This is a genomic window from Microcoleus sp. PH2017_08_TRC_O_A, assembly GCF_020738665.1.
Classification (GTDB): Bacteria; Cyanobacteriota; Cyanobacteriia; order Cyanobacteriales; family Microcoleaceae; genus Microcoleus.
The window spans coordinates 1-24,875 of the sequence record NZ_JAEQCE010000017.1 but is presented as its reverse complement, the minus strand read 5'-3'; the positions used below and the strand labels follow the sequence as shown (position 1 = coordinate 24,875).

The window sequence follows — 24,875 nt, the reverse complement described above, 5'->3', positions numbered from 1 at the left end:
TGCCCACCCCACAATAATACTAAACTCTTGTGGAACAGGCATCTTGCCTGTTGCTAATTATGGATGTCCAGGGCGGGCAAGATGCCCACCCCACAATAACACTAAACTCTTGTGGAACAGGCATCTTGCCTGTTGCTAATTCCCAATTTTGAGGGCGGGCAAGATGCCCACCCCACAATAACACTAAACTCTTGTGGAACAGGCATCTTGCCTGTTGCTAATTTCAATTACTAATCTCCTACAAACTATCAAAATTATGAACGATTTTGATTACATTTCGATCGCACTTTTGAACCAATACTCTTACTGTCCCCACCGCTGCTGGCGGATGTCTTGCGCGGGAGAATTCACGGATAACCAGTATACCATCGAAGGGACGAGTTTGCACGATCGCGTTCACACTCTCAGTCAAATCAACCGCGATGAGACTTGGCAGGTGCGGGCGATTTGGCTGAAGTCTGAAAAGTATATGCTGATTGGAAAATCGGATTTGATTGAATCAACGGATGGTGAGTTGTATCCCGTTGAGTACAAGCGCGGGCGCAAGGGCGAATGGGATAATGATGAGTTGCAGGTTTGCGCTCAAGCCCTTTGTTTGGAGGAGATGACGGGGAAAAGTATTGCGACTGGATATGTGTATTACGCGCTGTCGCATCAGCGGCAGTTAGTCGAGATTTCTGAGGGGTTGAGACGGGAGACGATCGCCACTATCAACGCTATCCAAATTTTACTGCAAACTGGCAAAATTCCTCCAGCGCACTATAGCAAACGCTGTCAGGGTTGCAGCCTTTATCAGCAATGTTTGCCGCAAGCTGCTGAAAAAGTCCTGCGCTATCAAGAAGCTAATTAAACCTCATTTTTGGGAGTCTATCATGGGAACACTTTATATCAATCAAGATGATGTGTTTATCGGCAAAACAGATGAACGGCTGAATGTCAAGGCAAAGAATCAAATATTACAGGATGTGCCTTTGATTCATTTAGATGGAGTGGTGATTGTGGGACGGGCGACTATTTCCCCGGCTGCGGTTGCAGAATTGCTTCAGCGGAAAATTCCTCTGACTTTTATCACCGATACTGGTCACTATTTGGGTAAGCTGGAACCGGAATTAAGTAAAAACATTTTCGTTCGGAATGCTCAGTGGAAAGCGGCGGGGGAAACTCCGCAAGCTATTCATGTTGTCCAGGGTTTTATTCGGGGAAAATTGAAGAACTATCGCACCAGTTTATCTCAAACTCAGCGGGAACATTCGGAACTAAATTTAAGTTCGGCAATTATGCAGATTTCAAATGCGATCGCCAAACTTGACAAAACTGACAACATTAACTCTTTGCGCGGACACGAAGGTGCTGGGAGTGCGGCGTATTTCGGAGTTTTCAACCAATTAATTCGGGCGGAAGGCTTTGTGTTTAAACCCCGACACCGCCCTGCTACCGATCCGGTGAATTCTTTGATGAATTTTGCTTACACGTTGCTACGTCACGATGTCCAAAGCGCGATTAATATTGTGGGATTTGACCCTTATTTAGGATACCTTCATACCCAGCGCTACGGCCGCGTGGGTTTAGCGTTTGATTTGATGGAAGAGTTCCGCCCGTTGGTGGCTGACAGTGTAATTCTCAACGCGATTAACCGCCGGATTCTGACGCCGAATGATTTTACTGTGGAACCGCTGAGTAATGTGATGCGACTGTCGGAAACGGGACGGAAAGAGTTTTTGAGGTTGTATGAAAAGAAAAAGCAGTCTGAGTTTAAGCATCCGGTTTTGAAACGCAAGTGCACTTATCGAGAGGCTTTTGAGATTCAGGGGCGGCTGTTGGCGAAATATTTGATGGGCGAGATTGACAAATATCCACCTTTAGTTTTGTACTAGATATGCACATTCTGATTTCTTACGATATTTCGGAAGACAAGCGCCGGACAAAGATTCACAAAATGCTGAAGTCTTATGGGCAGTGGATGCAGTACAGTGTATTCGAGTGTGCCGATTTGACTGAGACGCAATACGCTAAATTGCGATCGCGCCTGAACAAAGTCATCAAACCAAACGAAGACAGTATTATGTTTTTTCCGCTGTGCGCGTGCTGTCAGGGTAAGATTGAACGTATTGGTGGGGTTGTTCCTGCCGATCGCACAATATTTTTTGCCTAGTTTCCGTGAACCAGTAGGTGTTAAAATAGGGGTATCAAATTTTTTGGCTGAAACTGATGTGCAGCAAGAGTTTGATGCCCCTAGTCTCAAAAAACGATTCACGGAAAATCTGAAAGCTTTACAGGATAACGTCTTTGGGGTGAGTATGAAAAATTGGGGATTGACAAGCCTAGGGCTGGAATGGTACTTTTGTTTTAGATTCACGGAACTGCACCTTGAAAACCAAATACACCAAGGCTTCTGGAGCGGGCGGCCGGAAAATACCTAAAACCCTATCAGGGATTGAAACTTTCTCACAAACTTCTTTAAAGACTGAGTTTACAGCCGGAAAATACCTAAAACCCTATCAGGGATTGAAACACAACTTCGATCGCAGCGCAGCAATCATTCATGAGCCGGAAAATACCTAAAACCCTATCAGGGATTGAAACCTTTAGTTAAGGTAAATTGAGCGAAGAAATCTTGCCGGAAAATACCTAAAACCCTATCAGGGATTGAAACGAATTTGCAGCTTGTATTGAGAGAAGAGAAGTTTTGGGCCGGAAAATACCTAAAACCCTATCAGGGATTGAAACTTAAGTAGCTTTAATCAAGCTGCAACTGCTGTTTGCCGGAAAATACCTAAAACCCTATCAGGGATTGAAACAATTCCCATATAAGAGAATAGAGTAACAACTTCGCCGGAAAATACCTAAAACCCCATCTAGGGCTTGAAACGCCCAAATTACAAAATTATTGGCTCAAAAATAGACTTCTCCACTCTCCTTTTATCCCCTCCCATAACCTCCAGCAGCCGATCGACCGATCGCCCCCAACTAAAATTATCAGCCACAAAACCCGGGCCCGCAACCCGAGCTCTCGCCGCAATTCCAGGCTGCTCGATCGCCCGCTGCATCAAATCAGTCAAATGTTCCCACTCAGGAGCTAACATAAATAAGGTTTCCCCCTCAATTACCACAGCCATAAATTTACTCTCGATTCGCAGTGCAAAGTCCGATCGAGTAAAATCGTCAGTCGGGCCACCCTCGGTACAAATTACGGGTAAACCGCAAGCCACAGCTTCCAACACCGGCAGATTAAAACCTTCCGCCAAATAAGCAGAAACATAAACATCTGCTGCTTGGTAAATCTCCGCTATTTGAGCAAAAGATAGCTGGCTCCCAGTATAAATTAACCTCGGCAAAACTCTCGCTCTTTCCGCATCGTCGAGCACAACTCGGCAAGCTTCCGCAATCTCGTTTCTGGACGGATAAAGCAGTTCAGAACCTTTCAAAACTAATCTCGCATCTGGATACTTGTCAACTACCGCAGCGAAGGCTTTTAATAAAGGACGAATCCCTTTGCGATCGGTTTGTCCTCCGATGTTTAAAAATATAAAATAGTTTGACCAACCGAAGCTTTCGCGCAGCAATTGACGCCGATCGCCCGAAACAGGATAATAAATCTGAGGATCGACTCCCAAAGGTACAACCGCAATTCGATCGCCCTCAACTCCGCTACGAATTAAGCCGGCTTTTGACCACGCCGATGGTGTAATAATCTTTACTTCTGAATTAACCGGAGTTTGGGCGATCGACTTAACGCCGATCGCCTGCAATACTGTACTGGTAATAATCCCCCATTCTGTGGCTGCAAATACCCAAGTTTCCGCGCTGCTGGATGCTGCAAAGTCCCACGGGCAGTGCATTCGCAGCGTCACGTCGGCTGACTGATTTACCGCAGGACTCGGAATGCTGCGGAGTAATCGGTCATTTGGGCGATCGAACAAACTAACTTTCGTCTCCCAAGCTGCGTCTACGTAGGGCATATCCCGGTGAAAAAGCTCAATTTGTCCTGGAGGGCGATGGCTTACGCCCCGGCTTACGCCTACGAGCATTTCTAATAGTTGAAATTGATTGAATACGCAATAGGAATGACAAATAAAACGCCAGCATTCAACAATAATTTGCAATTCAAAACTCCGATCTAAGAATTTAAAATTCTAGCAGAAGAAAGTTCGGCTAACGAGCAATGTACGGGATGTAATATCATATCAATTCCGGCTGCACCGGAATAATATAGAGGAGACGGCAGTGCCGTGTCCCTACAATTGATCGTAGGGACACGGCACTGCCGTCTCCTCCGTCTCCTCCGTTTAGATCATTCCGATGCAAACGGATTTAATATTACCCAAAATCAGGAAACGGCACTGCCGTTTCCCTACAATTAATCGTGGTAGGGAAACGGCATTGCCGTCTCCTCCTCGCCCGAGGATAATCGATCATTTTGGAGTAGGGAAACGGCATTGCCGTCTCCTCCGTTACTTGGGACACCCAATGCCCAATGTCCAATTCCCAATGCCCAATTCCCTACTTCATCACTTGCCAATCCATAATCCGCCATTGTCCCTCTTGGCGGATCAAGTCGTAGCGAATGCGGAGGTTTTCGTTGCGGGAAGTAACTAACTGTTCGCGATCGAAGGTTTCGGCTTTTTCGCTGACTTGGGCTTCTACTTCGGCGCGATCGGGATTAGTCGGATTTGTCTTAACTCCTTTAACTTCTAGCTTGTGCACGTAACGCTGGTGGGCGTTGTTTTTCTGTTGGGCATCTGCCATCAATTGCCAGCGAGACAAAGCCGGTTCTGTGAGAACTTTCTGTAATTCTTCGACAGCGTGATTGGGGCCCAAAGCCGCTGCTTTCGCCGACAGCCAGTCTTGAACTATTTGTTTGGCTCCTTCTTCCGTCATTGCTCCCGACACTGGGGCGGGGGCGGGGGCGCCAGGCTCTGGGGCAGGGGCTAGTGCGGGGATTTCTATGGGCGGTGCATCGAGGCTGACGCGGGCTTGTTCTCCTTGGAGAGATGGGCCTGAGAGGGCTTGCAAGGCACTCAAAAACAGACTGAGTATTAACCACAGAATTAACAGGCTCAGGACGGCTGCGACGACAAGCAGAGCCAGCTTGTTTGGTGGCAGGGACTTGACTTGGGCCCCAATTTGGGCTGCTAGGGTGCGCGCCCGATCGGCAAAAGAACCTGTTAACCCCTGGCCGATCGCTCCGCTGCGCCGGCTCGAACTCGGGTTCCTGCGCGGTTTGGAGGTCGAGGCCGCAGGCCGTCCCGCCGTAGCTGTCGGGAGAGAGACGGCCGCCGCAGCCCCAATTCCTGCCGCCGTTGCCTGATATTTCGGCGCTGAAGCTGCGCTGGATCTGTCAGTCGGTACGGGGGTCAAGGTGAGACTACTGGCTGCCTGTTTGGCGGCGGGAGGCTGTGGAGGTGCAGGCGGGCGATCGCCCGGTGGTTGCAGTTTCCCCTGAGGTTTGCCCGATCTCGGTTGCACGACGACCCATTCGTTGGCGGTTTCGGCATCCGAGGGCAAAGCTTCTAGGTAAGCTTGGACTTTCGGATCGGCAAAATAATCTTTCAAAGAGACTGACTGGTTTGCCAAGTCGCGGAAGTGAGGAAACACTTCTTCTTGCAGCCAGTGTTCGGCGTACAAGCAGAGTCCTGGCAACAAATCGGGAGAATCTTGGGAATGTTCGCGAATGAACGCGAGGGGTTCTTTTTCCGAACTGAGTTCGAGAGATCTGCTGGCTTCTTCTGTCTGGCCCAGCAGCAGCGAACACACAGCTTTTTCGAGGTGAACGTCTTGGCGGCGGCCGAGCTGCATCAGCATCAGCTTGGCGCGGCGGATCATCGAAGGCTGTCTGGCGGCAAATCCTTGGGCTAACAGAGTGTAGACCGAGAGGTAAGTGGCCACTGCGGAGGGGCGGCCGGCTTCAGCTTCAAATAGGGTCTGCTGCTCGCTACTGGTTAGGTGTTTGCGGAGTTGCTGGACGAAGCGGAGGAAGTCTTCTATTCCTAAACCCGATCGATCGTCCCCCGAGCCATCGATGCCGCCCCGTTCCTCCAGCATTTCTCGCAGGATTTGCAGTCCCTGGCGGCGCTCGGAGACTTTTTCTTCGGGGAGCGATAGTAATTCTAAAATGTTGTACGGACGGAGTTTGTATATATCGGTTTGCATTTCACCCCTCACGCTTGGAAATAAGCTTTCGCGCAGCAGCAGTTCTTGACCTGCGTCTAGTGATTTTGCCGCATTTTGGTATTGACCTTGCTGCCACTGTTCGCGGCCGAGTTCTAGGCAGGCCAGGGCTACGGTTAAAACGATATCGGGCCGCACGAGCTGCGGGTCGCCGAAGCGGCCTTCGTCGATCGCGATGCTGCCATTGTTGAGATACGGGCGCCCCAGCTTCTGTACGAGTTCGTATTCCCCCAGTTCTTGCAGTACGAGCAGGGCTCCTACGAATTGGTTGTCATCGATTTCAATACTTGGAGTGTGGGGGTCAGGAGCAGCGTCTAAAGCCTTAGACTCTGCCGCAACGGTTTCTCCTGCATCTTGCAGGACTGTGGCCGGCCCAGTAGAGGTTTTCGACCTCTGCTTGGCCGCCATGGCTGCTTCCGACTCTCGATCGTAAGTTTTGGCTAAAAAACTGACATCATAAGCTTTGCGCCCGTCTGAGTCTGACAGAACGGCGCAGGCTTCATCGATCAGTTGTTTGCGGGCGACGATCGCAACTTCGGAATACTCCCGGCGTGGAAGCTGTAAAGTTCGATCGCGGTGAGCCTGCTGCAACTGTTCGGCAGTAGCTTGAATCGGTAGACCCAAAATACGGTAGTAATCTAGTGGAATGAGCACTGTCCACTTCCCCAAAGCGCTAGCAACTGAATTAGCCTATCTTAGGTGATGCTCTCACATCAAATCTCAAAAATATGATTTTGATGTGAGCTTCTGAGTCCTGTTAAGGATATCGAGAACTTCCTTCAAGGTACTCCGACTGTTTCCCTCTACGGCGTTTTAGAGTGAGGTTCGCATCCTGCCCCACTTTGAACAAGACCGATCTTAAGTTTTAGACACAACCGCAGCGGGTCGATGTGGCAGTTGGCTCTCCCTATTTTGGCAAATTTCCCATACTAAGCTCATTTTAACAATGCTTGTAACTGCTGCTGGGAAAATGTTCGCCCATTTTATGCTGCGGTTGTGTCCTCTGTCGGTTTACATTTAGATGTTTAGGCAGCCGATCGGGTATTAATTTTTTATGGAACGGACTCTACCAGTTTTTGACGCACAAAGCGTAACTATTTCTCGGGATGAGGGCTTGATGCTCTACGAGGATATGGTTTTGGGGCGCTTTTTTGAGGACAAGTGTGCTGAGATGTACTACCGGGGCAAAATGTTTGGTTTTGTCCACTTGTACAACGGCCAAGAAGCCGTGTCTACTGGGGTGATTCGATCGATGCGCCGCGATAGTACGGATTACGTCAGCAGCACCTACCGCGATCACGTTCACGCTTTGAGTGCGGGCGTACCGGCGCGGGAAGTAATGGCGGAGTTGTTCGGAAAGGAAACCGGTTGCTCGAAGGGCCGCGGCGGTTCGATGCATATGTTTTCGGCAGAACACCGGCTGTTGGGAGGCTATGCTTTTGTGGCTGAGGGGATTCCTGTAGCTACGGGGGCGGCTTTTCAATCGAAGTACCGGCGCGAAGCTTTGGGAGATGAAAGTTCCGATGGCGTGACTGCTTGTTTTTTTGGCGATGGTGCGGCAAATAACGGGCAGTTTTTCGAGTGTTTGAACATGGCGGCTTTGTGGAAATTGCCGATTCTTTATGTTGTGGAAAACAACAAATGGGCGATCGGCATGGCCCACGAGCGAGCTACTTCTGACCCGATGATTTTCAAGAAAGCTCATGCTTTTGGCATGGCTGGAGTTGAGGTTGACGGGATGGATGTTTTGGCGGTGCGGGAAGTCGCGAAGGAAGCTGTAGCGCGGGCGCGGGCCGGCGAAGGGCCGACTGTGATCGAGGCTTTGACTTATCGTTTTCGCGGACATTCTTTGGCAGATCCTGACGAATTGCGCTCTAAGGAAGAGAAGGAATATTGGTTCCCGCGCGATCCGATTAAGAAGTTGGCTGCTGATTTGATCGATCGCACTTTGGCGACTGCTGAGGAATTAAAGGCGATCGAGAAAAAGATTGAAGCAGTCATCGATGATGCGGTAGATTTTGCTGAGAAAAGCCCCGAACCCGATCCGAGCGAATTGTATCGGTATATCTATGCTGAAGATGAATAGTCTTTAGACATATTTAGCCGAATGTTGTTGCAGCCTACAGGTTAAACCTGGAGCATCCCATTTTTGCAAATATACTCGTAGGGGCGAAGCATTTCGGCAGTAAATCTCTGGTTATTACTAATAAATTGTCTGCCGAAATGCTTCGCCCTTACAAAATTGAGATGTACCCTTAAAACCTGTGGCTGCACAAATTTCAAGCTAGAATCAAAGGTAGACTTTGTAGACGAATAGAGAGGCTATTTTTATGATAAATTGCGATCGAAATCAAATCAGCAAAAATATGGGCGCAGTTCGAGTCAAAGTCAAGCTAACGAACGCCATTGATGAAGAGTTAGTCAAGAGAGGATTGCTCAATCCCAATTTGTTGCGCGTGTACGAAGCAGAAGCACTGATAGATACTGGTGCTGTACGCACAGCAATTCCCCTAGAAGTCTGCGAACACCTCGGCTTAAGAATTCGGAGTCAAGAAATAGCAAAATATGCTGATGGCCGACAAGAAACTGTGGGATTAACCGGGCCTATTCTGATTGAAATGGAAGGGCGCGAGACAATTGAGGCAGCAATGGTTTTAGGCGATATCGTGCTAATCGGTCAAACTGTGTTAGAAACTTTAGATTTGCTGGTAGATTGCAAGAATCAGCGTCTAGTTCCCAATCCTGAAAATCCCGAAAGACCTGTATTGAGAGTATAAGAGGACACGGCAGTGCCGTGTCCCTACCGCGATTAATTGTAGGGAAACGGCACTGCCGTGTCCTGATTGTGGGTAATTATTAATTCCTATGTCACCGGATTTGATATAACTCTACGATCAATCTGTGTATCCGTGTCAAAATCCGCTTTCCTTCGACTAGATTTCCAGTGGCACAGGGCGCAACCTGCCCGCTACTTCTACACTCGGCCAATTCGGATCGAATGTCAAATTTTCCAACTTTCCACTGCTGGAAATTACAAACGTATCCTCAATTTTTGCTCCCGACAAACTCGGATTCCAAGCTACAGCTATATTTTCACTCAAAATATCTGAAGTAGCCGGATTAGCCACAATTTCCCGCGCCAAATATCCAGTAGTTCCGCCTTGATGGTGTTCCCGAATTGCTTGAGGATATCCGTGCTGTTCGTAAGCTTGTTTCAGCGTATCATAAACCGCATTCATAGATACTCCCGGGCGGCACGAATCTAAGCCAGCGGCTTCAATTTCTCTAACTTGTCGGTGCAATTCTGAATGCTGTTTTTCTAGAGAACCAAAACAGACAAATCGAGTTAAATTTGCATACAAACCGTTTCCCCTAGCGCAGAATACTAACATGGCTTGCTTCCCAATTTGTTCGGCGGTGGCGGTGGCGTGGCGGTATAGCGGCAAACGCCTTTCTCCAGCCACTAATGTCAGGGCTGGATGCAAGCCTCTCGCCCACAATGCCTCTGCACCTGCTCCCGCTAGCTGATATTCTGTCCATGTCGGTTTTGCCGCCGAAAGTACCTCTGTCATCGCTTCGCTGGCTAAACGTCCGACTCGGCGATACCGCTCTAATTCGCTTGACATCATTGTCTGTTTGCGAGACTGTAAAGATGCGGCGATCGCAGTTTCGTTATGATGAATTGGTCGATCGCACATCACGTTACCGCCACCAGTAATTTCTTTGACAAAAGCTTCGCGCTGTGCAACATCTGCCCAAGGATAGATGTGCATTTGAAAGTTGTCGGGCAATTCTTCATCTTGCAAGCGTTGAGCTTCGATTTCATCTGTGAGTACAAAAGCGTTTTCGGCGGTAATTAATATTTCTGCAACTCCGGTTTCTGCGGTGAGCAATACTGTATTGGAACCGCCGGCGGTGGCCCAAGCAAACCAGTCTGTGCCTCGCAAGCGAAGGGCGATTGTTCCGGTTTCTGTTAAGGTTTTGCGGATGAATTCGAGTTTGCGATCGACTTCTGCGTTTAATGAGTTTATCATAAAGCAATTGATGTGGAGTTAATTCTTCAATCTTTCAATCTTTCAATCTTTCAATCTTTCAATCTAAAATCCAAAATCCAAAATCTAAAATAGATTGACAGATACGGCTTGCAATTCTTTGGCTTTTTCTTCGGGTAATGCGTCGTTGGCAAACATTCCGGCGGCGAGTTCGGTTCCTGCTAGATATTTTAGCCGATCGCTCGATCGATAGGGCGGATAAAATTCAGCGTGCAAATGCGCCTCTGGATGCGGTTTCCCGTCTGTGGGCCCTTGAAACCAAGCCATCAAATAAGGGAATTGGCGCTGCCACAAACCGTCGTATTTAAGGGTGACTGTTTTTAAGGCTTTAGCGAGGGATTGACGCTGTTTTTCCGTCAAATCGATAAATGTAGCAGCGGGAGTTATCGGCGCAATCCAAACTTCGTAAGGGTAGCGGGCGCAAGCGGGTACAAAGGCGATCGCCTCTGCGTCTAAATAAAGAATTCGCTGTTTGTCAGCAATCTCTTTTTGAATCAAATCTTGCAGCAAACCGGAACTGTTTTTTTGATAGTAAACTGATTGACATTCTAACATCCGCGCCGGCACTGGTGGCACAAACGGATAAGCGTAAATTTGACCGTGGGGATGGTGCAAAGTTACTCCGACTTCGACGCCGCGATTTTCAAAAGGTAAGACGTATTCAATTTCGGGATTGCTGCCAATAACTGAAGTGCGATCGGCCCATACTTCTAACAGCAATTCTAAGTGAGATAATTCTAAAGAACCGAGGGAAGCCAGCGGATCTTGAGTGAAAACAACGACTTCGCAAATGCCCTTAGCAGGCAAAGTTTCGACAATATTTGCAGGTGCGTTTTTTGCCTGCAAAGTCATCGAGGGAAAGCGGTTGTCAAAAACAGCTACATCGTAATCTCCCGGCGGCAATTCTGTCGGAAATTTGGGATTAATTGTAGCAGCCAGCGGGTTGTATTCCGGCGGCGGCATGAAAGTTCTTCCCTGACGGTGGCTGGCGTATGCTACCCATTCCCCGCGCAAAGGATGCCACCGAAAGTGCGGGTTCGCCTGTACCGGTTCATTGCTGGGACTTACCGCCGCGATTCCTTCTGGGATTGGGTAGCGGCTGTAGAGTGTCAGTGGGCGGCCGTCTGGTTTTAGCAATATTTGGGAGTGCATTTTTGTCGGGCGGGCGTTTTTAATAGATGTTAGGAGTATAACTTCGTGCTGGGAGAATTCGCCCCTATCTAAAGTCGCAATTTTTGTTGAGACTCGGCGGTTGAAACCGCGTCTACACAAACAAAGTCCGCCTTCGCGGACTGAAGAATAAAGGGGGTATTTAAGTATGATTTGGTATGATGCGTGCGATCGCATTTTCCTTAGTTTGCACCATTGCCATTGATATCAAACTTTTCTATAATGGGAATTTCTGAAGTTGAGGAGGCTACTATTCGCAGATTGATATCAACTATGATTTGATTTTTATCAAGAACTACATTTGCTTTTTTTATTATAATTTTTGCCGATAAACAATCGCCTGATTCAGGTTCGGGAGACGACTGAGTTTTATATCCTGCGTCCTCCAGCCATTCACAAATCTTCCTCCAGTTTTCTACCTTTTCATCAGCTTTGCCTACAAGATTTTTGACATATTGGTATAAAGTATTACAGAAATCTACGGCAATCCCTTTGGGGTTTTTACTGAGCGTTTCGGCAATTTCGGTGGGACTGTGACCGCAGAGTAGGCCCCGTAGATGTTGTTTCTCTGTGGGCGTGAGACGCTTGCCTTTGGCGGATGCGAGGTCTGTATAAAGGGTTTCTAAGTCCCAGTCGCGGGCAGCTTCGGGGAAGCGATCGTTAGAGGATGCCATTGGAGGGGATAGGTTTTTGGAGTTTTCCTAATCAAATTCTAACACAATTTCTAATGCTTATTAGTTTCTCAGCTAATGTTGGTTAAGTTATATTAAAAAGTACAGGTTAATTCTCGATCTTTAGCTGTCACGGGAAGACTCACTTCTTGCGGGGTGTCGTTCCAGGCCATGAATGGACATTTTAATTAAAAGAGTGGGGTATCGTAAAATGGATGAATTTGTTAGAAAAGCTGCGGCATTGGGATTACCCGCAATTATGCTGGTAATTGTGATGGGAACTACAGGTTTAGCAGGTGCGGCTGCAATTACAGCAGCTTTAGCAGCGTTAGGTGGCCCAGCAGGTATGTTAGGCGGAATCGCAATGCTTGGAATGATAGGTTTAGCTACAGAAATGTTGTCTAAGTATGGTCTTGAAGCAGTGCTAATTGGGATTTACAGACAGCGCCTTCAAAACGGAGAATCAAGATCGCGTCTGTGTGGAGAAATTCGGAATTTACCTCTCTCTGGGGACATGAAACGCAAACTTGAGGAAGATTTGGGCCGTTAATAGATAGGTAGAATTAGGCTTCGCAAACCATCTCTTTCTAAATACGAACAGGATTTACGCACCAGCTCTATCTGTAGGTGGACAATGCCTCCTTACCGCTACAAAACGAAGTTATAAAAATGCGACCGCTCAACTAAAAGAGGAGGAACCATTGATTAAGTTTATTGGGCAAGTCGAACTGCGTAACTCTCGCCGAGTCTACTACCTAGAGGATTATTACCGAGTAGAGCAAATCAACCCTAATCGGGAACAAGTGACTTACTCTTACGACATTCCTGACAAAGCTGTGGAGTATCTATACAACAAACTTAAGGGTTGTAAAGTTACACCAAAAGATGCTGCTACCGTTCTCCAGCCAGTCGCTAAAAACTTGAATCTTCCCTATAACTCGGGTCATAAAATTGACTACTATGCTCAGGAAGCATTAGTGGTACTTGTGGCATTAGGTAAAGCAAGTTTAACTAAAGAAGGTCGAGGCTACTTTTACAGAATTCTCTAATTGTTGATGCCAATTACTTTCTCTTTGATATTTTTAAATTAGGCAGCACGAAGCAACATCAAAAACAAATAGTCCACCAGCCATGTCATTCTTGTTACAACTATAATCAAAGAAAATGAAGTCTAAATCAGTTACCCAAATCAGTGGTATTCCCGGTCAATTAGTCGGTGCAGTTCCCGTCCGAACCAGCGGTACAGGAACTCTTAAAATTGTTGGGGATACCTTACAAGGAAATTTTACTTCATTTTTTGGATTAGAAATCAAAGAAATTGTCATTCCAATTCAAAATGTCAAAGCAGTTGAAATTGGGGAAGGCTGTACTTGGTGGCTGCTCGGACTCGGAATTTTAACCCTCGGGTTATTCTTCATTGGTATTATCTTCATTGTGTTGGCTTTTGTTGTAAAACAGCGTTATATTGCCATTTACACGAGTAGTAGTAATCTCATTCTGTTTTGTACAAAAAATGATAAAGTTAACCAGTTTCGGAACGAAATTATAGAAGCTTGTCGTCCGAAACCGAGCTATATTCCCCGACCTTCTCAATCTCCCCCACCACCACCTTCTTTGCCAAATTGATTGATACTTAGCTAATCTGTGCTGACCCAAAATCCACAGCCATTTTAAATATATAGAAAGGCTGAATTATGGTCAACTTCCACCTTGGATTAAGTCGGGAGAATAAACGTCAGCCAAAAGCGATCGCCCTTTTATATCTAATCCCAAATCCTACTTAAATACCCCCTCTAACTCTTAGTCCGCTTGGTAAGGACTTCGTTTGTATAGACGCGGTTTCAACCGCCGAGTCTCAACGCAAATTAAGGTGCGCCGCAGCGCACCCTACAGAAGCAATCATCAATCTCGCAACTTCAGCAGCGGTTCAATCTGCTGCCTTTGAAACTGCAATTCATCCGCCAAAGGCTGGTAAATTTCTCGATCGCCCTTTTCATCGCAATAATCCCACAAACCATTGTAACAGTGGCGATCGTCATCCCAACCCGGATGGTTGACAATCGGATACAAACAAACTCCGTCTATCGGAACGCCCGCTTTCATTGCCGCCGCTACCTCAGTGCACACATAATTGAACCAGACAGGTCTAAAATCGTCTTCAGTACCCGTTTCTGCGATGAATAAGGGGCGGCCGTAGCGATCGAACACTTCTCGCAGCAATTCGCGAAACGGGCGGTACAGCTTGTCGGTGTATTTCATCGGATCTTCATTGTGAATCCACTGATTGCGATCGTAATAATTCACCCCAATAATATCGAGATACTTTTCCTGGCCGCCGAGTTCGGGGCGAAAACGTCCGGCCAACATATCCCAAGCTTGATATTGAGATAAACGATAACCTTCAGCCGCGTCTTTATCCTCCGGTTTGTCAGGATCGGCAATAATGTTAATTACCGGGTCGATTTGAACGATGCGGGTGCTGGGATTGACTTCCCAAACAGATTCTATCGCGGCGATCGACGCTTTGATTAACTGGATTTTTAGCTCGTCTCCCCGCCCTTTTGCAAACGGATTGATGTAAGCAACATCGCCGCCCGCCCAAGCAATAAATGAAATTTCATTGACAGGTGTCACGAAAGGTATTTGGTCAGTTTCCTCAGTCAGCACTTGCATAAAAGCGCGCACCATCTTTGCAAACCTAGACACGAATTCGGGACTGAAGATATCAATATCGTCCGGCCAGCCGTAGTGAAACAAATCCCAAATTACCTGCATTTTTGTGTCGCGGGCGGCACGAATAATGGGCAGGGAACTGGAAAAATCGTATGTTCCGGGCGACTGTTCGATTAAGTGCCAGCGGAGGCCTTCGCGGACTGTGTAGATGCCTTGATTTTGCAAGCGCTGGTAGTCGGCGATCGCAAATTTATCGTGGCCGGTGGCGGCTGTGACATCGAGGCGTTTTCCCGATCGCAATTTGTGGGTGGAACATTCAAATCCGCCCAGGAAAAAACTTTGAAACATTATTAGGTAATGGGGAATGGGGAATGGGGAATGGGGAATGGGGAATGGGGAATGGGGAATGGGGAATGGGGCCTAAAAGCATTGGGCATTAGGAATGGGGAATGGGGCCGAAAAGCATTGGGCATTAGGAATCGGGAAGAGGTTCATAAATGATTGAGACTTGCTATATCCAATAACTTGGAACTGCGGGCAATTACCAATTACCAATTACCAATTACCAATTACCAATTACCAATTACCAATTACCAATTACCAATTACCAATTACCAATTACCCATTCCCAATTACCCATTCCCAATTACCAATTACCAATTACCAATTACCAATTACCCATTCCCAATTAGCACTGAGTAATCGCTGGCGGCTGCGAACTTTCTTCGGGAATATCCCAGCCGAGAGTTGCCGCCGCGATCGCCTCTATGGGAAATTTGGGAGTGCGATCGGCATACAGCAAACCGTTAGCTTCTTGGAAAGTATCGGTCAACTGTGTATAGCAAAATCCGCTGAACATTTCCACTCGATTTACTACTTTCAGCAGCGCGCTGTAGCGGTGTCGCAATTCCTGCGTGTCCGACGCCCGCACGTAGCCCCAAACCCTGAGATAATCAGGGTTTTCGCGGCCGGCGCAGGCTATTCCGCCGAATTCCGTCAGCATCACGGGCTGTCCTTGGTGCGGGTGTCCGTCGAGGGTGAGGACTCGCCCGCCGGGACGCCCGCGATCGAACAAATCGGCTAGCTGGACTTCGGGCCCGTAGCGTTTTGCCACAGTTTGCGGGTTGTTGTCGTAGTCGTGAATAGCGAGGATGTCGGTATCGATGCTTTCCCAGCCGTCGTTACCGATGACGGGGCGAGTGGGGTCTAAGGTTTTCGTCAAAAAATATAAGGCTTGCACGTAGTTGCGGTGGGCTGCGGCTTCGACTAAATTCGGAACTCCCCAGGATTCGTTGAACGGCACCCAGACTACGATACAGGGGTGGCTGGAGTCGCGATCGATCGCTTCCGTCCACTCCCGCGTCAGCCTGTCAACGGCCTTGCGAGTGAAGCGGTAGGCGCTGGGCATTTCTTCCCAAACTAGCAGCCCCAGCACGTCGGCCCAGTACAAAAATCGCGGATCTTCGATTTTCTGGTGTTTGCGGACGCCGTTGAAACCCATTGCTTTGACTAATTCGACATCGTGGCGCAAAGCTTCGTCGGATGGCGCCGTCATCAGGGTATCGGGCCAGTAACCTTGATCGAGCACCAGTCTCAGGTAGTAGGGGCGGCCGTTCAGCATGAAGCGATCGCGCTGAATGCTGACAGTCCGCATCGCGGTGTAAGATTTAATCTCGTCAAGCAGTTTGCCGTCGGCCCACAGCTCGACTTGTGCGTTAATTAATGTAGGTTTTTCCGGACTCCACAGCAGTTCGTTGCGGTAGTCGTCGATACCCGGGTCTGAAAGGGCGATGCGGCGGTGGATTTCGCCGTTGATCACTTCGTAGGTGTCGTTGACCAGCAGCAAACAGCCGATCGACAGTTTAACTTTAATTTGAATCCCCGACTGGCGATCGCCCGCCACAAACGCCTCAAAACCGATTTCCCAGCGTTCAAACTGCGGAGTCCACCGGATGCGATCGATATAAGTATGAGGCACCAATTCTACCCACACCGTCTGCCAAATGCCCGTCGTGCGCGGATACCAGATGCTGTGCGGTTCCACTTGCCAATCTTGCTTGCCGCGCGGTTTTGCCAAATCTTGCGGGTCGTCCTGGGCCCAAACAGTCACCCGCTGCGGCCCGATGGGGTTAAGAACTGCTGTAATGTCTGCGGTGAAAGGAGTGTGCCCGCCTTCGTGTTCGATGACAAACTGACCGTTTACCCAGACGCGGGCGCGGTAGTCTACAGCGCCGAAGTGGAGGAGAACTCTGCTTTCTGTGTGGGGCAGGTCGAATTCGCGATCGTACCAACAGTTAGCGTGAAAATTCGTGTCGCCGATCCCGCTTTTGATTGATTCGGGAACAAACGGCACTTCTATAGTGTGACTCCAGTCCGTAATGTCGATCGGCTGCACGCAGCGTCCCGCATCATCGTAAGCAAACCTCCACTTACCGTTCAGACAAATCCAGTTACTGCGGCGCAATTGGGGGCGCGGATAACCTGTTTTCCGCCCTTGAACAGTCACCTTATTGTCTAGAGTGGAAGACTCTTCTATATCGCAATTTTCTAGTTCTCTACCTAACCAACTCATCGGCACATCTACCCGAAGTTATATTTATAGGTTAGCGACTATTCCCGCGACTTTGACAAGTTTTTTGCAATCTAATTTATCGTTAAAAAATTAAATTTTTTGACTTCAAACAGCCTGAGCTTTACTTGGTCTTGTGTCCGGCTTTTCTATACTTGTAGGGTGCGTCAGTCAGCTAACAGCGCTTAAAATTAAGCTATGATTCTCACTGACGCACCCTGCGATCGGTATAGGAAGCATGAGTCTTGACTGCAAAGTTTAGCTAGCTACAGTTTGCAAAGCTCCTAAAGGTTCAGCTAGGAATCAATCCCAAATCGAAAATCGAAAATCCTCTCTTCCCCCGAATTTATCCGTGGGGTCGCCTCTAAAATCTAAAATCTAAAATCTAAAATCGATTGACGGGAACTTCTTCCGGAGGTGGCAAACACTGAAATATCTGTTCTAGTCCCGTGAGTTCAAATAGCATTCTAACTTGTTCGCTCATGGCAGATATCAAAAGTATACATCCGCTGTCTCTAACTAATTTCATAATCGCCACTACAGCCATTAATTCCGAATTTTTAAGGAAAATGATATTTGAGAAATCGAGCATCAGAATTTTGCCACCGCTTTCAATTAGGCGCTCTATTTCTTTCTGAAACTGAGGAAATTGAGAACCTTCCAAAACCTGATGAGACAAAACAGTTTTAACGATAGTGCTCATGTTCACCTTAACCCTTGTTTGAATTGTTTAATAACTTTTGAGAAAAGCAGAGTAAAGTGCGGAGCGCGCACCTTACATTTTTGCCATAAAAAATTGGTTGAAAGCCGGAACCCGATCGCGAGAAATTAAAAGAAGACAATTCATTACCCCAATGCTCTTCCTTATAGGTAGAGGTCGCCCTCATCTGTCAACCGTCAACTGTCAACTGTCAACTGACATTTTTAGCCTTACCAACTCACAGCTTGCAGCTATAGCAATCCTAAATCATTTGTGAATTTCTTACTCCCTCCCCTTAATAAGGGGAGGGTTGGGGTGGGGTAAAAAACTTTACGACTCATTTGGGACTGTTATACTTGCTAGCAGATTTGCCATTGCCGTTAACAGCAGCAACTTCTAGAGAAGCAGCGGCTGGGAGTTCAGCAACTGCGTTCGACGAACTCAAATTAGAGGCAGCATCGTTAAGATTTGCCGCCAATTTAATCACCGGATTGGTCGTAATTTGAGTATAAGTTGTCAAAGCTTGAGCGACAACTTGATCCATGTTGTAATACCTGTAAGTCGCCAGCCTTCCCACAAAAGAAACTCCGGGAGTTGCATCAGCCAAAGCCTTATATTTCTTGTAAATTTCCGCATTTTCCGGACGCGGAACCGGGTAGTAAGGGTCTCCCTCAGCTTGGGGATATTCGTAGACAATGCTCGTTTTTAGATGCTCTTGTCCGGTGAGGTATTTAAACTCCGTGCAGCGAGTATATAAATGCTCATTCGGGTAATTTACCACCGGTGCAGCTTGGTGTACGGGTGCGTTCAGCGTTTCGTGCTTGAATTCCAAGGAACGGTAAGGCAGTTTCCCGTAGCAATAATTGAAATAGGAATCCACCGGCCCGGTATAAATCATTTCCCCGTAAGGAATAAAACTCTCAATCTCGCGGTAGTCGGTATTCAGCATCACCTTGATGTTTGGGTGAGACAGCATCTTTTCAAACATCCGAGTGTAGCCGTGCAGCGGCATTGCTTGATAGGTATCGGTGAAATAGCGATCGTCCCGGTTAGTGCGGGTGGGCACGCGCGCAATCACTGATTTGTCGAGTTCCGACGGATCCATTCCCCACTGTTTGCGAGTGTAGTTGCGGAAGAATTTCTCGTAAAGTTCGCGGCCGACTTTGCCGACAACGACATCTTCGGAAGTGCGAATGTAATCCTTTGGTTCGGCTACTTTTGCGAAGAAATCTTCAACTTCAAATGATGTCAGATTCAGTCCGTAAAGTTTGTTTACGGTGTTGAGATTTATCGGAATTGGCAGCAGTTGACCGTCAACGCTGGCGAGGACGCGGTGTTCGTATGGCCGCCACTCGGTGAACTGCGAAAGGTACTCGAAAACTGGGCGCGAATTGGTGTGAAAAATGTGGGGGCCGTATTTGTGAACGAGGATGCCGTGATTGTCGTAGTGGTCGTATGCGTTGCCGCCGATGTGGTTGCGGGTATCAATTATCAAGACTGTTTTTCCCGCCTGAGTTGCTAGTCTTTCGGCAATAACGCTACCTGCAAATCCGGCTCCGACAATTAAATAGTCAAACATTAAAAAACCTCTGGTAATGGGGAATGGGGAATGGGGAATGGGGAATGGGGAATGGTTATTAGTTATTAGTTATTAGTTATTAGTTATTAGTTATTGGTAGCAACTCCAAACTACTAACTATCAACTGTCAACTGCCAACTGCCAACTGCCAACTGCCAACTGACTTCTTACTTGCGATCGCACTTTCGATCAACCCCAGCATTTCGCCCCAGGTATTGTCCCAAGAATTGTCTGCTAAAAAGGCGTCAACTTCGCTCAGCCATTTGGCGCGATCTTCCGAAGTTTCGCCCATAATTTCTTCAGCAGCAGCAACGAATTCTGCCACATTGCTCGCAATCCGAACCAAGCCGTTATCTCCGTAGGGGCGCACCACGTCGCGGATCGCAGTAGAAATCACCGGTTTGCCGGCAGCGAGGTATTCGGGAGTTTTCGTCGGACTAATAAATTTAGTCGATTCGTTAATCGCAAAAGGCAGCATTGCTATATCCCATCCGCCCAGATATGCTGGCAGTTCTTGATAAGATTTGCCGCCGAGATAGTGTATGTTTGGGTGAGTTGGTAGAGTAGCAGGGTCTATTTTCACCACCGGGCCAATTATCACTAAATGCCAGTCCGGCTTCGCTGCGGCAATGCCGCGCAGCAGTTCGATATCCATGCGTTCGTCTATAACCCCAAAAAATCCCAAACGCGGGTGAGGAATATCTTTTTGATCGGTCGGTTCTTCTGAAAGATTTCTCGCTGTAGCAAAGTGTTCTTTTTCGATGCTGCTGGGGAAAGCATGAATGTTTGGATGCTGGTATTTTTTAGCTTCGTAGAGGCTGTGTCCGCCTGTAAATACAACGTTGGCGCGCTTTAATAGTTGGGTTTCATTTGCTTTTAACTCCGGGTGCGAGCCGTGAAATGCTGACAGTTCATCCATGCAGTCGTAGACTACAGCTAGTGGCTTTAAGTGGTTTGTGAAACTGACAGCCATTGGTGTGTAATACCAGAGGATGTACTGGCTAATTTCGGCTGCTTGAAACAAATCATCAAGCATGGCTTGCTGAGCAGTTTGTGCAGTTTCTTCGCTGATTCCTTCGCTCAGGTGCGGTACTATTATCCAGACTCCGGTTTCGTGAATGCTGACATCAAGCCGCCAATCTGTAGCCGAGCTAAAAACAGGTTCTTCTACAAAAAATACGCGGCGATTTTTGGCGCAGCGGCCTAAGAGATGTTGCGGACGCTGATAGACGAAATTCCACCGCAAATGAGACAGGCAAACTAAATCCGGTGCATCTAAAGCAGCAGGTTTTGATAACTTAGCGCGCAATGCGGGTGAGGGTGCGAATTGAGAGGGAGATTTTGCGGGATCTATCGAGGTAAATCGGATCTCCCATGCTCGACCTTTATTGCTATAATTTTTGTTTACTGAGTTTTCTGGGGGGGACATAATTAGCCTCTGGAATTTGTCAATGAAAATTTGTTAATGAAAATTGGTTGGTCAAAATTTGTCAATAAAATATCCTTCTCAGCAGTGTCTTACTGAAATTCGCAAGCATCAATCTGAGAATTTTTATTTGACGAGCAAGCGCCGCATTCAGTGGGCCAAACAAAGCAAAAGTTTAGCTGCGGAAAAAACACGCTTATCTGCTTTTTTCAGTATTGAAACTGGAGATAAGTTAATATTGTTAGACTTGCTATTGTTGCTAAATCTAACTCAGTTTTTCTGCCATTACTTCTATCTGAAGGATGACTTCGTTCTCAGCGCCTAGCTTGCACCCTTTTGAAAAGCGGTTAAAATGCCGATCGCTCTTGTAAAATGACTCTTAACTGGCAGGTACAGGGCGCTAGGATTTGAGATTTGAGATTTGAGCTTTGAGATTGAATAATTGGGAATGACTTATGAATTAAGGGTTTGAAGCTTGGCTACCGTTGCATTGTGTTTTTAAACAGGTGTTAAAACTGAGCAAGTTTTATGTTTTTATTTGGAGGGGAGAGAAAATTTGCGATCGAGCTTTTGTTGCTATTTGCTTTAACAAACTTCGCATTTTTTCAACTTATGCGATCGCACACCTACAAAATTTGTATCTTCATATACAATTGCTTTGCCGAGATTTATGACTTCCGATAGATTAACAATTGACAGTTTATGTATTTGGGTTAAACCCACATCTGGTACCCTTTTCAACTATACCGGAGATACCAGGTAACAGCGACGAGAAACGTAGGATTTTACGCGAGTCTGATACAAGAAACCAAGGTGACGAGATTGGTGCAAGATGTGAGGTTAAACTGACGCCCAGAGTACAAATCTCAATCATCCCTCTAAGGGCGGGTTTGCCGATATCTGCGATTCCCGCACCAAATATGGACGCAAACCGCGACTAGAAGATAGCAGCAACTTTACCAGAAAGAATTGGTTTAAAGCCCCAAGCCCGATCGGGATAAATTAAAATCAGACTATTCATGATTCCAATCCTCTTCCTTCCAGGTAGAGGTCGCTGTCAACTGTCAACTGTCAACTGTCAACTGAATGAAAGTCGGCGGCTGTCAATTTTGGCGATTCCCCCTCCAAAGGCAGAATCTTGCACCATCGAACTCTTTAAGAAATCGTGGGGAAAACCCAATTCAATGGCACTTACTGTGTCTAGCTGCTGCATTTGTTCGGGAGTTAATTCAAACTCCAGACAAGCGAGATTTTCTTGAAGTTGCGAGAGTTTGCGGGAACCAACAATCGGAATCACATCGACTGACTGTTGTCGCAACCAATTCAAGGCTACTTGAGAACTAGGTTTGCCAATTTCGGCTGCTATTTTACTAACTTCAGCCGCAATATTGAGGTCTCGTTCGCTAATTTTTCCAGATTCAGGTGAATTAAGTCGTTTAGCTTCGCCTGCGGTTTCTGAAATGTTGTATTTTCCGGTTAGCAAACCGCCTGCTAGGGGGCTCCAAGCTGTGACGCCAATATCGAAGGCTTTTGCCATGGGGAGCAAATCGCGTTCGGGAGTTCGCTCTTTTAAAGAATACTCGATTTGCAAGCCGATAAATGGTGTCCAGCCGCGCAGGTTGGCGATCGTATTTGCTTGAGAAACAATCCAAGCCGGTGTATCGGAAATGCCGATGTAAAGAATTTTGCCGGCGCGTACCAAGTCGTCAAAGGCGCGCATTACTTCTTCGACGGGTGTCGTAAAATCCCAAGCGTGCAGCCACAGCAAATCTATGTATTCAACTTGCAATCGCTTCAAACTGGCCTCTACTGCTTGCACCATATTTTTGCGGTGGTTGCCGAAACCGTTGATTTCGCCATTTTTCATGTTAAGACTGTATTTGGTGGCAACAACCCATTTTTCGCGATCGCCCCCGATGAAGTCACCGACATATTTTTCGCTGGTACCGTTGGTGTAGAGATTCGCGGTATCAATGAAATTGCCGCCCGCTTCTGCAAAGGCGTCGAACATCTTCCGGCTTTCGTCGTAGGAACCGCCCCAACCCCATTCTTCGCCAAAAGTCATGGTTCCGAGGCAGATTTCGGAAACGCGAAGTCCGCTGTGACCTAGTAGTTTGTATCTCATGTCACCTATCTGTTAGTTCATTGCGCTTAAGAGTATATATCTGAATTTGCTGTGTACGCATCAGTCGGAGGTGAGGAGTTTTGGGAGTGCCAAGAGTTCCCAGTTGGATTTTGAATCTTTTGTCAATTTAGGAATTGCAATTAAATAACTTAAGCGATACAGATTTCGGTTCGTAGTGCGGACTTCAGTCCGCACTACGAACTTTCATTCAGTCCAGCGACCAAATTAATACTCTAACTCAAGCTAAAATTGGGCAGTTTTCAGTTGACCTTCTGATTGTAAAGCTCGATCGAGTAAGCATGACTGTCAAAGTCGAAATTTGCCCCTAAAGTAGCTTAGCGCGATCGGCCTTTTCTTCCCAAAAACATCGCCCTTGTCGCAACGTTAACCCAGTGCTAAAATGATTTAAAAATCAACAAGTCGCAATGAAGTCCTATGCCCTCACCCTTTCCCGGCATCGACCCCTACTTAGAACACCCCGATTTCTGGCAGGAAACTCACCATTGGTTAATTTCTCTGATTGCGGAATCCTTAGTCCCCCAAATTCGCCCCAAATATGAGATCGCCATTGAAAAACGTATCTATCAAATTGACGACACCAATGACAATAATGATGACTCACTTTTAGTAGGTATCCCCGATGTAGCCATCAAACGCCAACCCAATCCCCCCGATATTCCTACTGGTTCAGTTGCCATTGCCACCCTCACAGTTCCCACTACCGTCAAAGTGCCAGCCCCTGAGAAAATTAAACAGACTTACCTAGAAGTACGAGAAATGGCAACTAGACAAGTTGTCACCGCAATTGAAATTCTTTCGACCGTCAACAAACGCAGTGGAGATGGCAGAATTACTTACCTCAAAAAACGCCAAAGTATTTTAGGTAGCTTAACCCATTTAGTTGAAATCGACTTGCTGCGAAAAGGGGAACCTATGCCCATACTTAACAATTCTATTCAAAGCGATTATCGCGTTTTAGTCAGTCGCAGCAATCGCCGTCCCCTTGCCGAACTTTATGCCTTTAATCTGGGCGATTCTCTACCTGTATTTCTACTTCCCTTGCGCGAGGAAGATGTAGAACCTATTGTTAACTTACCAGAATTGTTCGCAGGTGTTTACGATCGCGCGGGTTATGATTATCGAATCGATTATAATCGAGATCCGATACCGTCCCTGTCAGAACAAAAGTTGGTTTGGGCAAAGGAACTTTTACAAGCAACTGGACTGCGAGATAATTAATCCTATTGGGAGCATCTCATTTTCACAAAAAGGATGTTTTTCTACAGTGCGAGCGGGGACAGCACTACAAATACAAAACTGAGATGCACCCATTCTATTTTACCTTATTAATATTAATCAACGTCTATATTATATACAGAAAAATTGCCACTTATACCATTTTTATAAAGATGTGCTATGGATGAAGTCTTAGCCCCCCCGAAATCGCGGGGGGTGGGGGGTAATATCTAGTGCTACGGGTGCATCTCAGGCAAGGCGAATACATCCGTAGGGGCGAAGCATGACCGCAGAAAATATGGGATGATAACTGATAATTTATATGCGGTCATGCTTCGCCCTCTTCAAAAGTGAGATGCACCCTAGTGCTACTTTATGAAATTGGTATTACAACAACCCCTTAGGAGCGCGAATTAAATAACTTACAATTTTAATTATTGTGGGATGGGCGTCCCGCCCGTCCAGAAAAGACGGGCGGGACGCCCATCCCACAAATATGTGTAAAT

Annotated in this window: 22 protein-coding genes and 1 CRISPR repeat array; of the genes, 10 read left to right on the top strand and 12 right to left on the bottom strand. The window is 47.0% G+C overall.

All coding sequences use genetic code 11. From position 1 onward, the window contains the following. Positions 1-256: 256 nt before the first annotated feature. From cas4 to cas2, 3 genes are read left to right on the top strand one after another with little or no spacing between them, the layout of a single operon-like run. The gene (cas4, locus tag JGK22_RS07285; protein WP_293217430.1) at positions 257-850 is read left to right on the top strand and encodes a CRISPR-associated protein Cas4; all 594 of its coding nucleotides are present in this window, start codon (positions 257-259) and stop codon (positions 848-850) included. A gap of 22 nt (positions 851-872) precedes the next feature. Continuing rightward, on the top strand, positions 873-1,874 hold the full coding sequence (gene cas1d / locus JGK22_RS07280) for a type I-D CRISPR-associated endonuclease Cas1d (RefSeq protein WP_293217427.1): 1,002 nt from the start codon (positions 873-875) through the stop codon (positions 1,872-1,874). Positions 1,875-1,876: 2 nt separating this feature from the next. After that, complete coding sequence (gene cas2 / locus JGK22_RS07275; RefSeq protein WP_096830500.1) at positions 1,877-2,152, top strand: CRISPR-associated endonuclease Cas2; 276 nt, start codon at positions 1,877-1,879, stop codon at positions 2,150-2,152. Between the two features lie 252 nt (positions 2,153-2,404). After that, positions 2,405-2,868: a CRISPR direct-repeat array (repeat unit 37 nt; unit sequence GCCGGAAAATACCTAAAACCCTATCAGGGATTGAAAC). A gap of 8 nt (positions 2,869-2,876) precedes the next feature. Here the strand turns inward: cas2 and JGK22_RS07270 are convergent. From JGK22_RS07270 to JGK22_RS07260, 3 genes are all read right to left on the bottom strand, one after another. Further along, positions 2,877-4,028: a glycosyltransferase family 4 protein gene (locus tag JGK22_RS07270; RefSeq protein WP_293217424.1), complete on the bottom strand. Its 1,152-nt coding sequence runs from the start codon at positions 4,026-4,028 to the stop codon at positions 2,877-2,879. Positions 4,029-4,357: 329 nt separating this feature from the next. After that, positions 4,358-4,534 (bottom strand): hypothetical protein, encoded by a 177-nt coding sequence (locus JGK22_RS07265; protein WP_293182277.1) that lies wholly within the window; start codon positions 4,532-4,534, stop codon positions 4,358-4,360. Continuing rightward, a complete protein-coding gene (locus JGK22_RS07260; RefSeq protein WP_293182275.1) occupies positions 4,501-6,822 on the bottom strand; it encodes an IMS domain-containing protein in 2,322 nt (773 codons plus the stop codon). The genes JGK22_RS07265 and JGK22_RS07260 overlap by 34 nt, the downstream gene beginning before the upstream one ends. Before the next feature lie 400 nt (positions 6,823-7,222). Between JGK22_RS07260 and pdhA the strand changes: the two genes are divergently transcribed. Then, positions 7,223-8,254, top strand: a complete 1,032-nt coding sequence (gene pdhA, locus JGK22_RS07255) for a pyruvate dehydrogenase (acetyl-transferring) E1 component subunit alpha (RefSeq protein WP_293182273.1) — start codon at positions 7,223-7,225, stop codon at positions 8,252-8,254. Between the two features lie 244 nt (positions 8,255-8,498). Further along, positions 8,499-8,945 (top strand): clan AA aspartic protease, encoded by a 447-nt coding sequence (locus JGK22_RS07250; RefSeq protein ID WP_293312632.1) that lies wholly within the window; start codon positions 8,499-8,501, stop codon positions 8,943-8,945. A gap of 156 nt (positions 8,946-9,101) precedes the next feature. Here the strand turns inward: JGK22_RS07250 and JGK22_RS07245 are convergent, their stop codons facing one another. From JGK22_RS07245 to JGK22_RS07235, 3 genes are all read right to left on the bottom strand, one after another. Beyond that, positions 9,102-10,202, bottom strand: a complete 1,101-nt coding sequence (locus tag JGK22_RS07245; protein WP_293312630.1) for a M24 family metallopeptidase — start codon at positions 10,200-10,202, stop codon at positions 9,102-9,104. Positions 10,203-10,286: 84 nt separating this feature from the next. After that, positions 10,287-11,492 carry a galactose-1-phosphate uridylyltransferase gene (galT, locus tag JGK22_RS07240; RefSeq protein ID WP_366025213.1) on the bottom strand — a complete coding sequence of 402 codons (1,206 nt, stop codon included), beginning with the start codon at positions 11,490-11,492 and terminating at the stop codon, positions 10,287-10,289. Between the two features lie 80 nt (positions 11,493-11,572). Further along, complete coding sequence (locus JGK22_RS07235; protein ID WP_293205494.1) at positions 11,573-12,064, bottom strand: helix-turn-helix domain-containing protein; 492 nt, start codon at positions 12,062-12,064, stop codon at positions 11,573-11,575. 208 nt (positions 12,065-12,272) lie between these two features. Here JGK22_RS07235 and JGK22_RS07230 point away from each other — a divergent pair, with 208 nt between their 5' ends. The 3 genes from JGK22_RS07230 to JGK22_RS07220 all read left to right on the top strand — a co-directional run bounded on the left by JGK22_RS07230 (position 12,273) and on the right by JGK22_RS07220 (position 13,687). Then, complete coding sequence (locus tag JGK22_RS07230; RefSeq protein ID WP_293205496.1) at positions 12,273-12,611, top strand: hypothetical protein; 339 nt, start codon at positions 12,273-12,275, stop codon at positions 12,609-12,611. A gap of 151 nt (positions 12,612-12,762) precedes the next feature. Beyond that, positions 12,763-13,110, top strand: coding sequence for a hypothetical protein (locus JGK22_RS07225; RefSeq protein WP_293205498.1), 348 nt, complete (start codon positions 12,763-12,765; stop codon positions 13,108-13,110). A 115-nt stretch (positions 13,111-13,225) separates the two neighbouring features. Further along, a complete protein-coding gene (locus JGK22_RS07220) occupies positions 13,226-13,687 on the top strand; it encodes a hypothetical protein (protein ID WP_293205500.1) in 462 nt (153 codons plus the stop codon). A 276-nt stretch (positions 13,688-13,963) separates the two neighbouring features. Here the strand turns inward: JGK22_RS07220 and JGK22_RS07215 are convergent, their stop codons facing one another. Further along, a complete protein-coding gene (locus tag JGK22_RS07215) occupies positions 13,964-15,082 on the bottom strand; it encodes a beta-glucosidase (protein WP_293312628.1) in 1,119 nt (372 codons plus the stop codon). 153 nt (positions 15,083-15,235) lie between these two features. Between JGK22_RS07215 and JGK22_RS07210 the strand changes: the two genes are divergently transcribed. Next, positions 15,236-15,436: a hypothetical protein gene (locus JGK22_RS07210; protein ID WP_293312626.1), complete on the top strand. Its 201-nt coding sequence runs from the start codon at positions 15,236-15,238 to the stop codon at positions 15,434-15,436. On the opposite strand, the gene JGK22_RS07205 is transcribed toward JGK22_RS07210, so the two are convergent. The 5 genes from JGK22_RS07205 to JGK22_RS07185 all read right to left on the bottom strand — a co-directional run bounded on the left by JGK22_RS07205 (position 15,423) and on the right by JGK22_RS07185 (position 23,133). Continuing rightward, positions 15,423-17,306 (bottom strand): glycoside hydrolase family 2 TIM barrel-domain containing protein, encoded by a 1,884-nt coding sequence (locus JGK22_RS07205; protein WP_293312624.1) that lies wholly within the window; start codon positions 17,304-17,306, stop codon positions 15,423-15,425. The genes JGK22_RS07210 and JGK22_RS07205 overlap by 14 nt on opposite strands. A gap of 382 nt (positions 17,307-17,688) precedes the next feature. Then, entirely contained in the window at positions 17,689-18,006 is a 318-nt protein-coding gene (locus tag JGK22_RS07200) for an STAS domain-containing protein (RefSeq protein WP_293182254.1), read from the bottom strand. 334 nt (positions 18,007-18,340) lie between these two features. Next, positions 18,341-19,582, bottom strand: a complete 1,242-nt coding sequence (glf, locus tag JGK22_RS07195) for a UDP-galactopyranose mutase (RefSeq protein ID WP_293182252.1) — start codon at positions 19,580-19,582, stop codon at positions 18,341-18,343. Positions 19,583-19,709: 127 nt separating this feature from the next. Further along, positions 19,710-21,011, bottom strand: a complete 1,302-nt coding sequence (locus JGK22_RS07190) for a glycosyltransferase family 1 protein (protein WP_293312622.1) — start codon at positions 21,009-21,011, stop codon at positions 19,710-19,712. Positions 21,012-22,086: 1,075 nt separating this feature from the next. Then, the gene (locus JGK22_RS07185) at positions 22,087-23,133 is read right to left on the bottom strand and encodes an aldo/keto reductase (protein WP_293182248.1); all 1,047 of its coding nucleotides are present in this window, start codon (positions 23,131-23,133) and stop codon (positions 22,087-22,089) included. Positions 23,134-23,568: 435 nt separating this feature from the next. Here JGK22_RS07185 and JGK22_RS07180 point away from each other — a divergent pair, with 435 nt between their 5' ends. Then, on the top strand, positions 23,569-24,372 hold the full coding sequence (locus tag JGK22_RS07180) for a DUF4058 family protein (protein WP_293312620.1): 804 nt from the start codon (positions 23,569-23,571) through the stop codon (positions 24,370-24,372). Positions 24,373-24,875 lie beyond the last annotated feature (503 nt).

What these genes read in the sequence shown, in the direction of transcription:
- JGK22_RS07245 (WP_293312630.1), bottom strand. Translation starts at nt 10,202, where the DNA reads ATGATAAACTCATTAAACGCAGAAGTCGATCGCAAACTCGAATTCATC.
- pdhA (WP_293182273.1), top strand. Translation starts at nt 7,223, where the DNA reads ATGGAACGGACTCTACCAGTTTTTGACGCACAAAGCGTAACTATTTCT.
- JGK22_RS07185 (WP_293182248.1), bottom strand. Translation starts at nt 23,133, where the DNA reads ATGAGATACAAACTACTAGGTCACAGCGGACTTCGCGTTTCCGAAATC.
- JGK22_RS07265 (WP_293182277.1), bottom strand. Translation starts at nt 4,534, where the DNA reads ATGGCGGATTATGGATTGGCAAGTGATGAAGTAGGGAATTGGGCATTG.
- cas2 (WP_096830500.1), top strand. Translation starts at nt 1,877, where the DNA reads ATGCACATTCTGATTTCTTACGATATTTCGGAAGACAAGCGCCGGACA.
- JGK22_RS07190 (WP_293312622.1), bottom strand. Translation starts at nt 21,011, where the DNA reads ATGTCCCCCCCAGAAAACTCAGTAAACAAAAATTATAGCAATAAAGGT.
- cas1d (WP_293217427.1), top strand. Translation starts at nt 873, where the DNA reads ATGGGAACACTTTATATCAATCAAGATGATGTGTTTATCGGCAAAACA.
- JGK22_RS07250 (WP_293312632.1), top strand. Translation starts at nt 8,499, where the DNA reads ATGATAAATTGCGATCGAAATCAAATCAGCAAAAATATGGGCGCAGTT.
- JGK22_RS07230 (WP_293205496.1), top strand. Translation starts at nt 12,273, where the DNA reads ATGGATGAATTTGTTAGAAAAGCTGCGGCATTGGGATTACCCGCAATT.
- JGK22_RS07270 (WP_293217424.1), bottom strand. Translation starts at nt 4,028, where the DNA reads ATGCTCGTAGGCGTAAGCCGGGGCGTAAGCCATCGCCCTCCAGGACAA.
- glf (WP_293182252.1), bottom strand. Translation starts at nt 19,582, where the DNA reads ATGTTTGACTATTTAATTGTCGGAGCCGGATTTGCAGGTAGCGTTATT.
- JGK22_RS07200 (WP_293182254.1), bottom strand. Translation starts at nt 18,006, where the DNA reads ATGAGCACTATCGTTAAAACTGTTTTGTCTCATCAGGTTTTGGAAGGT.
- JGK22_RS07215 (WP_293312628.1), bottom strand. Translation starts at nt 15,082, where the DNA reads ATGTTTCAAAGTTTTTTCCTGGGCGGATTTGAATGTTCCACCCACAAA.
- JGK22_RS07180 (WP_293312620.1), top strand. Translation starts at nt 23,569, where the DNA reads ATGCCCTCACCCTTTCCCGGCATCGACCCCTACTTAGAACACCCCGAT.
- JGK22_RS07235 (WP_293205494.1), bottom strand. Translation starts at nt 12,064, where the DNA reads ATGGCATCCTCTAACGATCGCTTCCCCGAAGCTGCCCGCGACTGGGAC.
- JGK22_RS07205 (WP_293312624.1), bottom strand. Translation starts at nt 17,306, where the DNA reads ATGAGTTGGTTAGGTAGAGAACTAGAAAATTGCGATATAGAAGAGTCT.
- cas4 (WP_293217430.1), top strand. Translation starts at nt 257, where the DNA reads ATGAACGATTTTGATTACATTTCGATCGCACTTTTGAACCAATACTCT.
- JGK22_RS07220 (WP_293205500.1), top strand. Translation starts at nt 13,226, where the DNA reads ATGAAGTCTAAATCAGTTACCCAAATCAGTGGTATTCCCGGTCAATTA.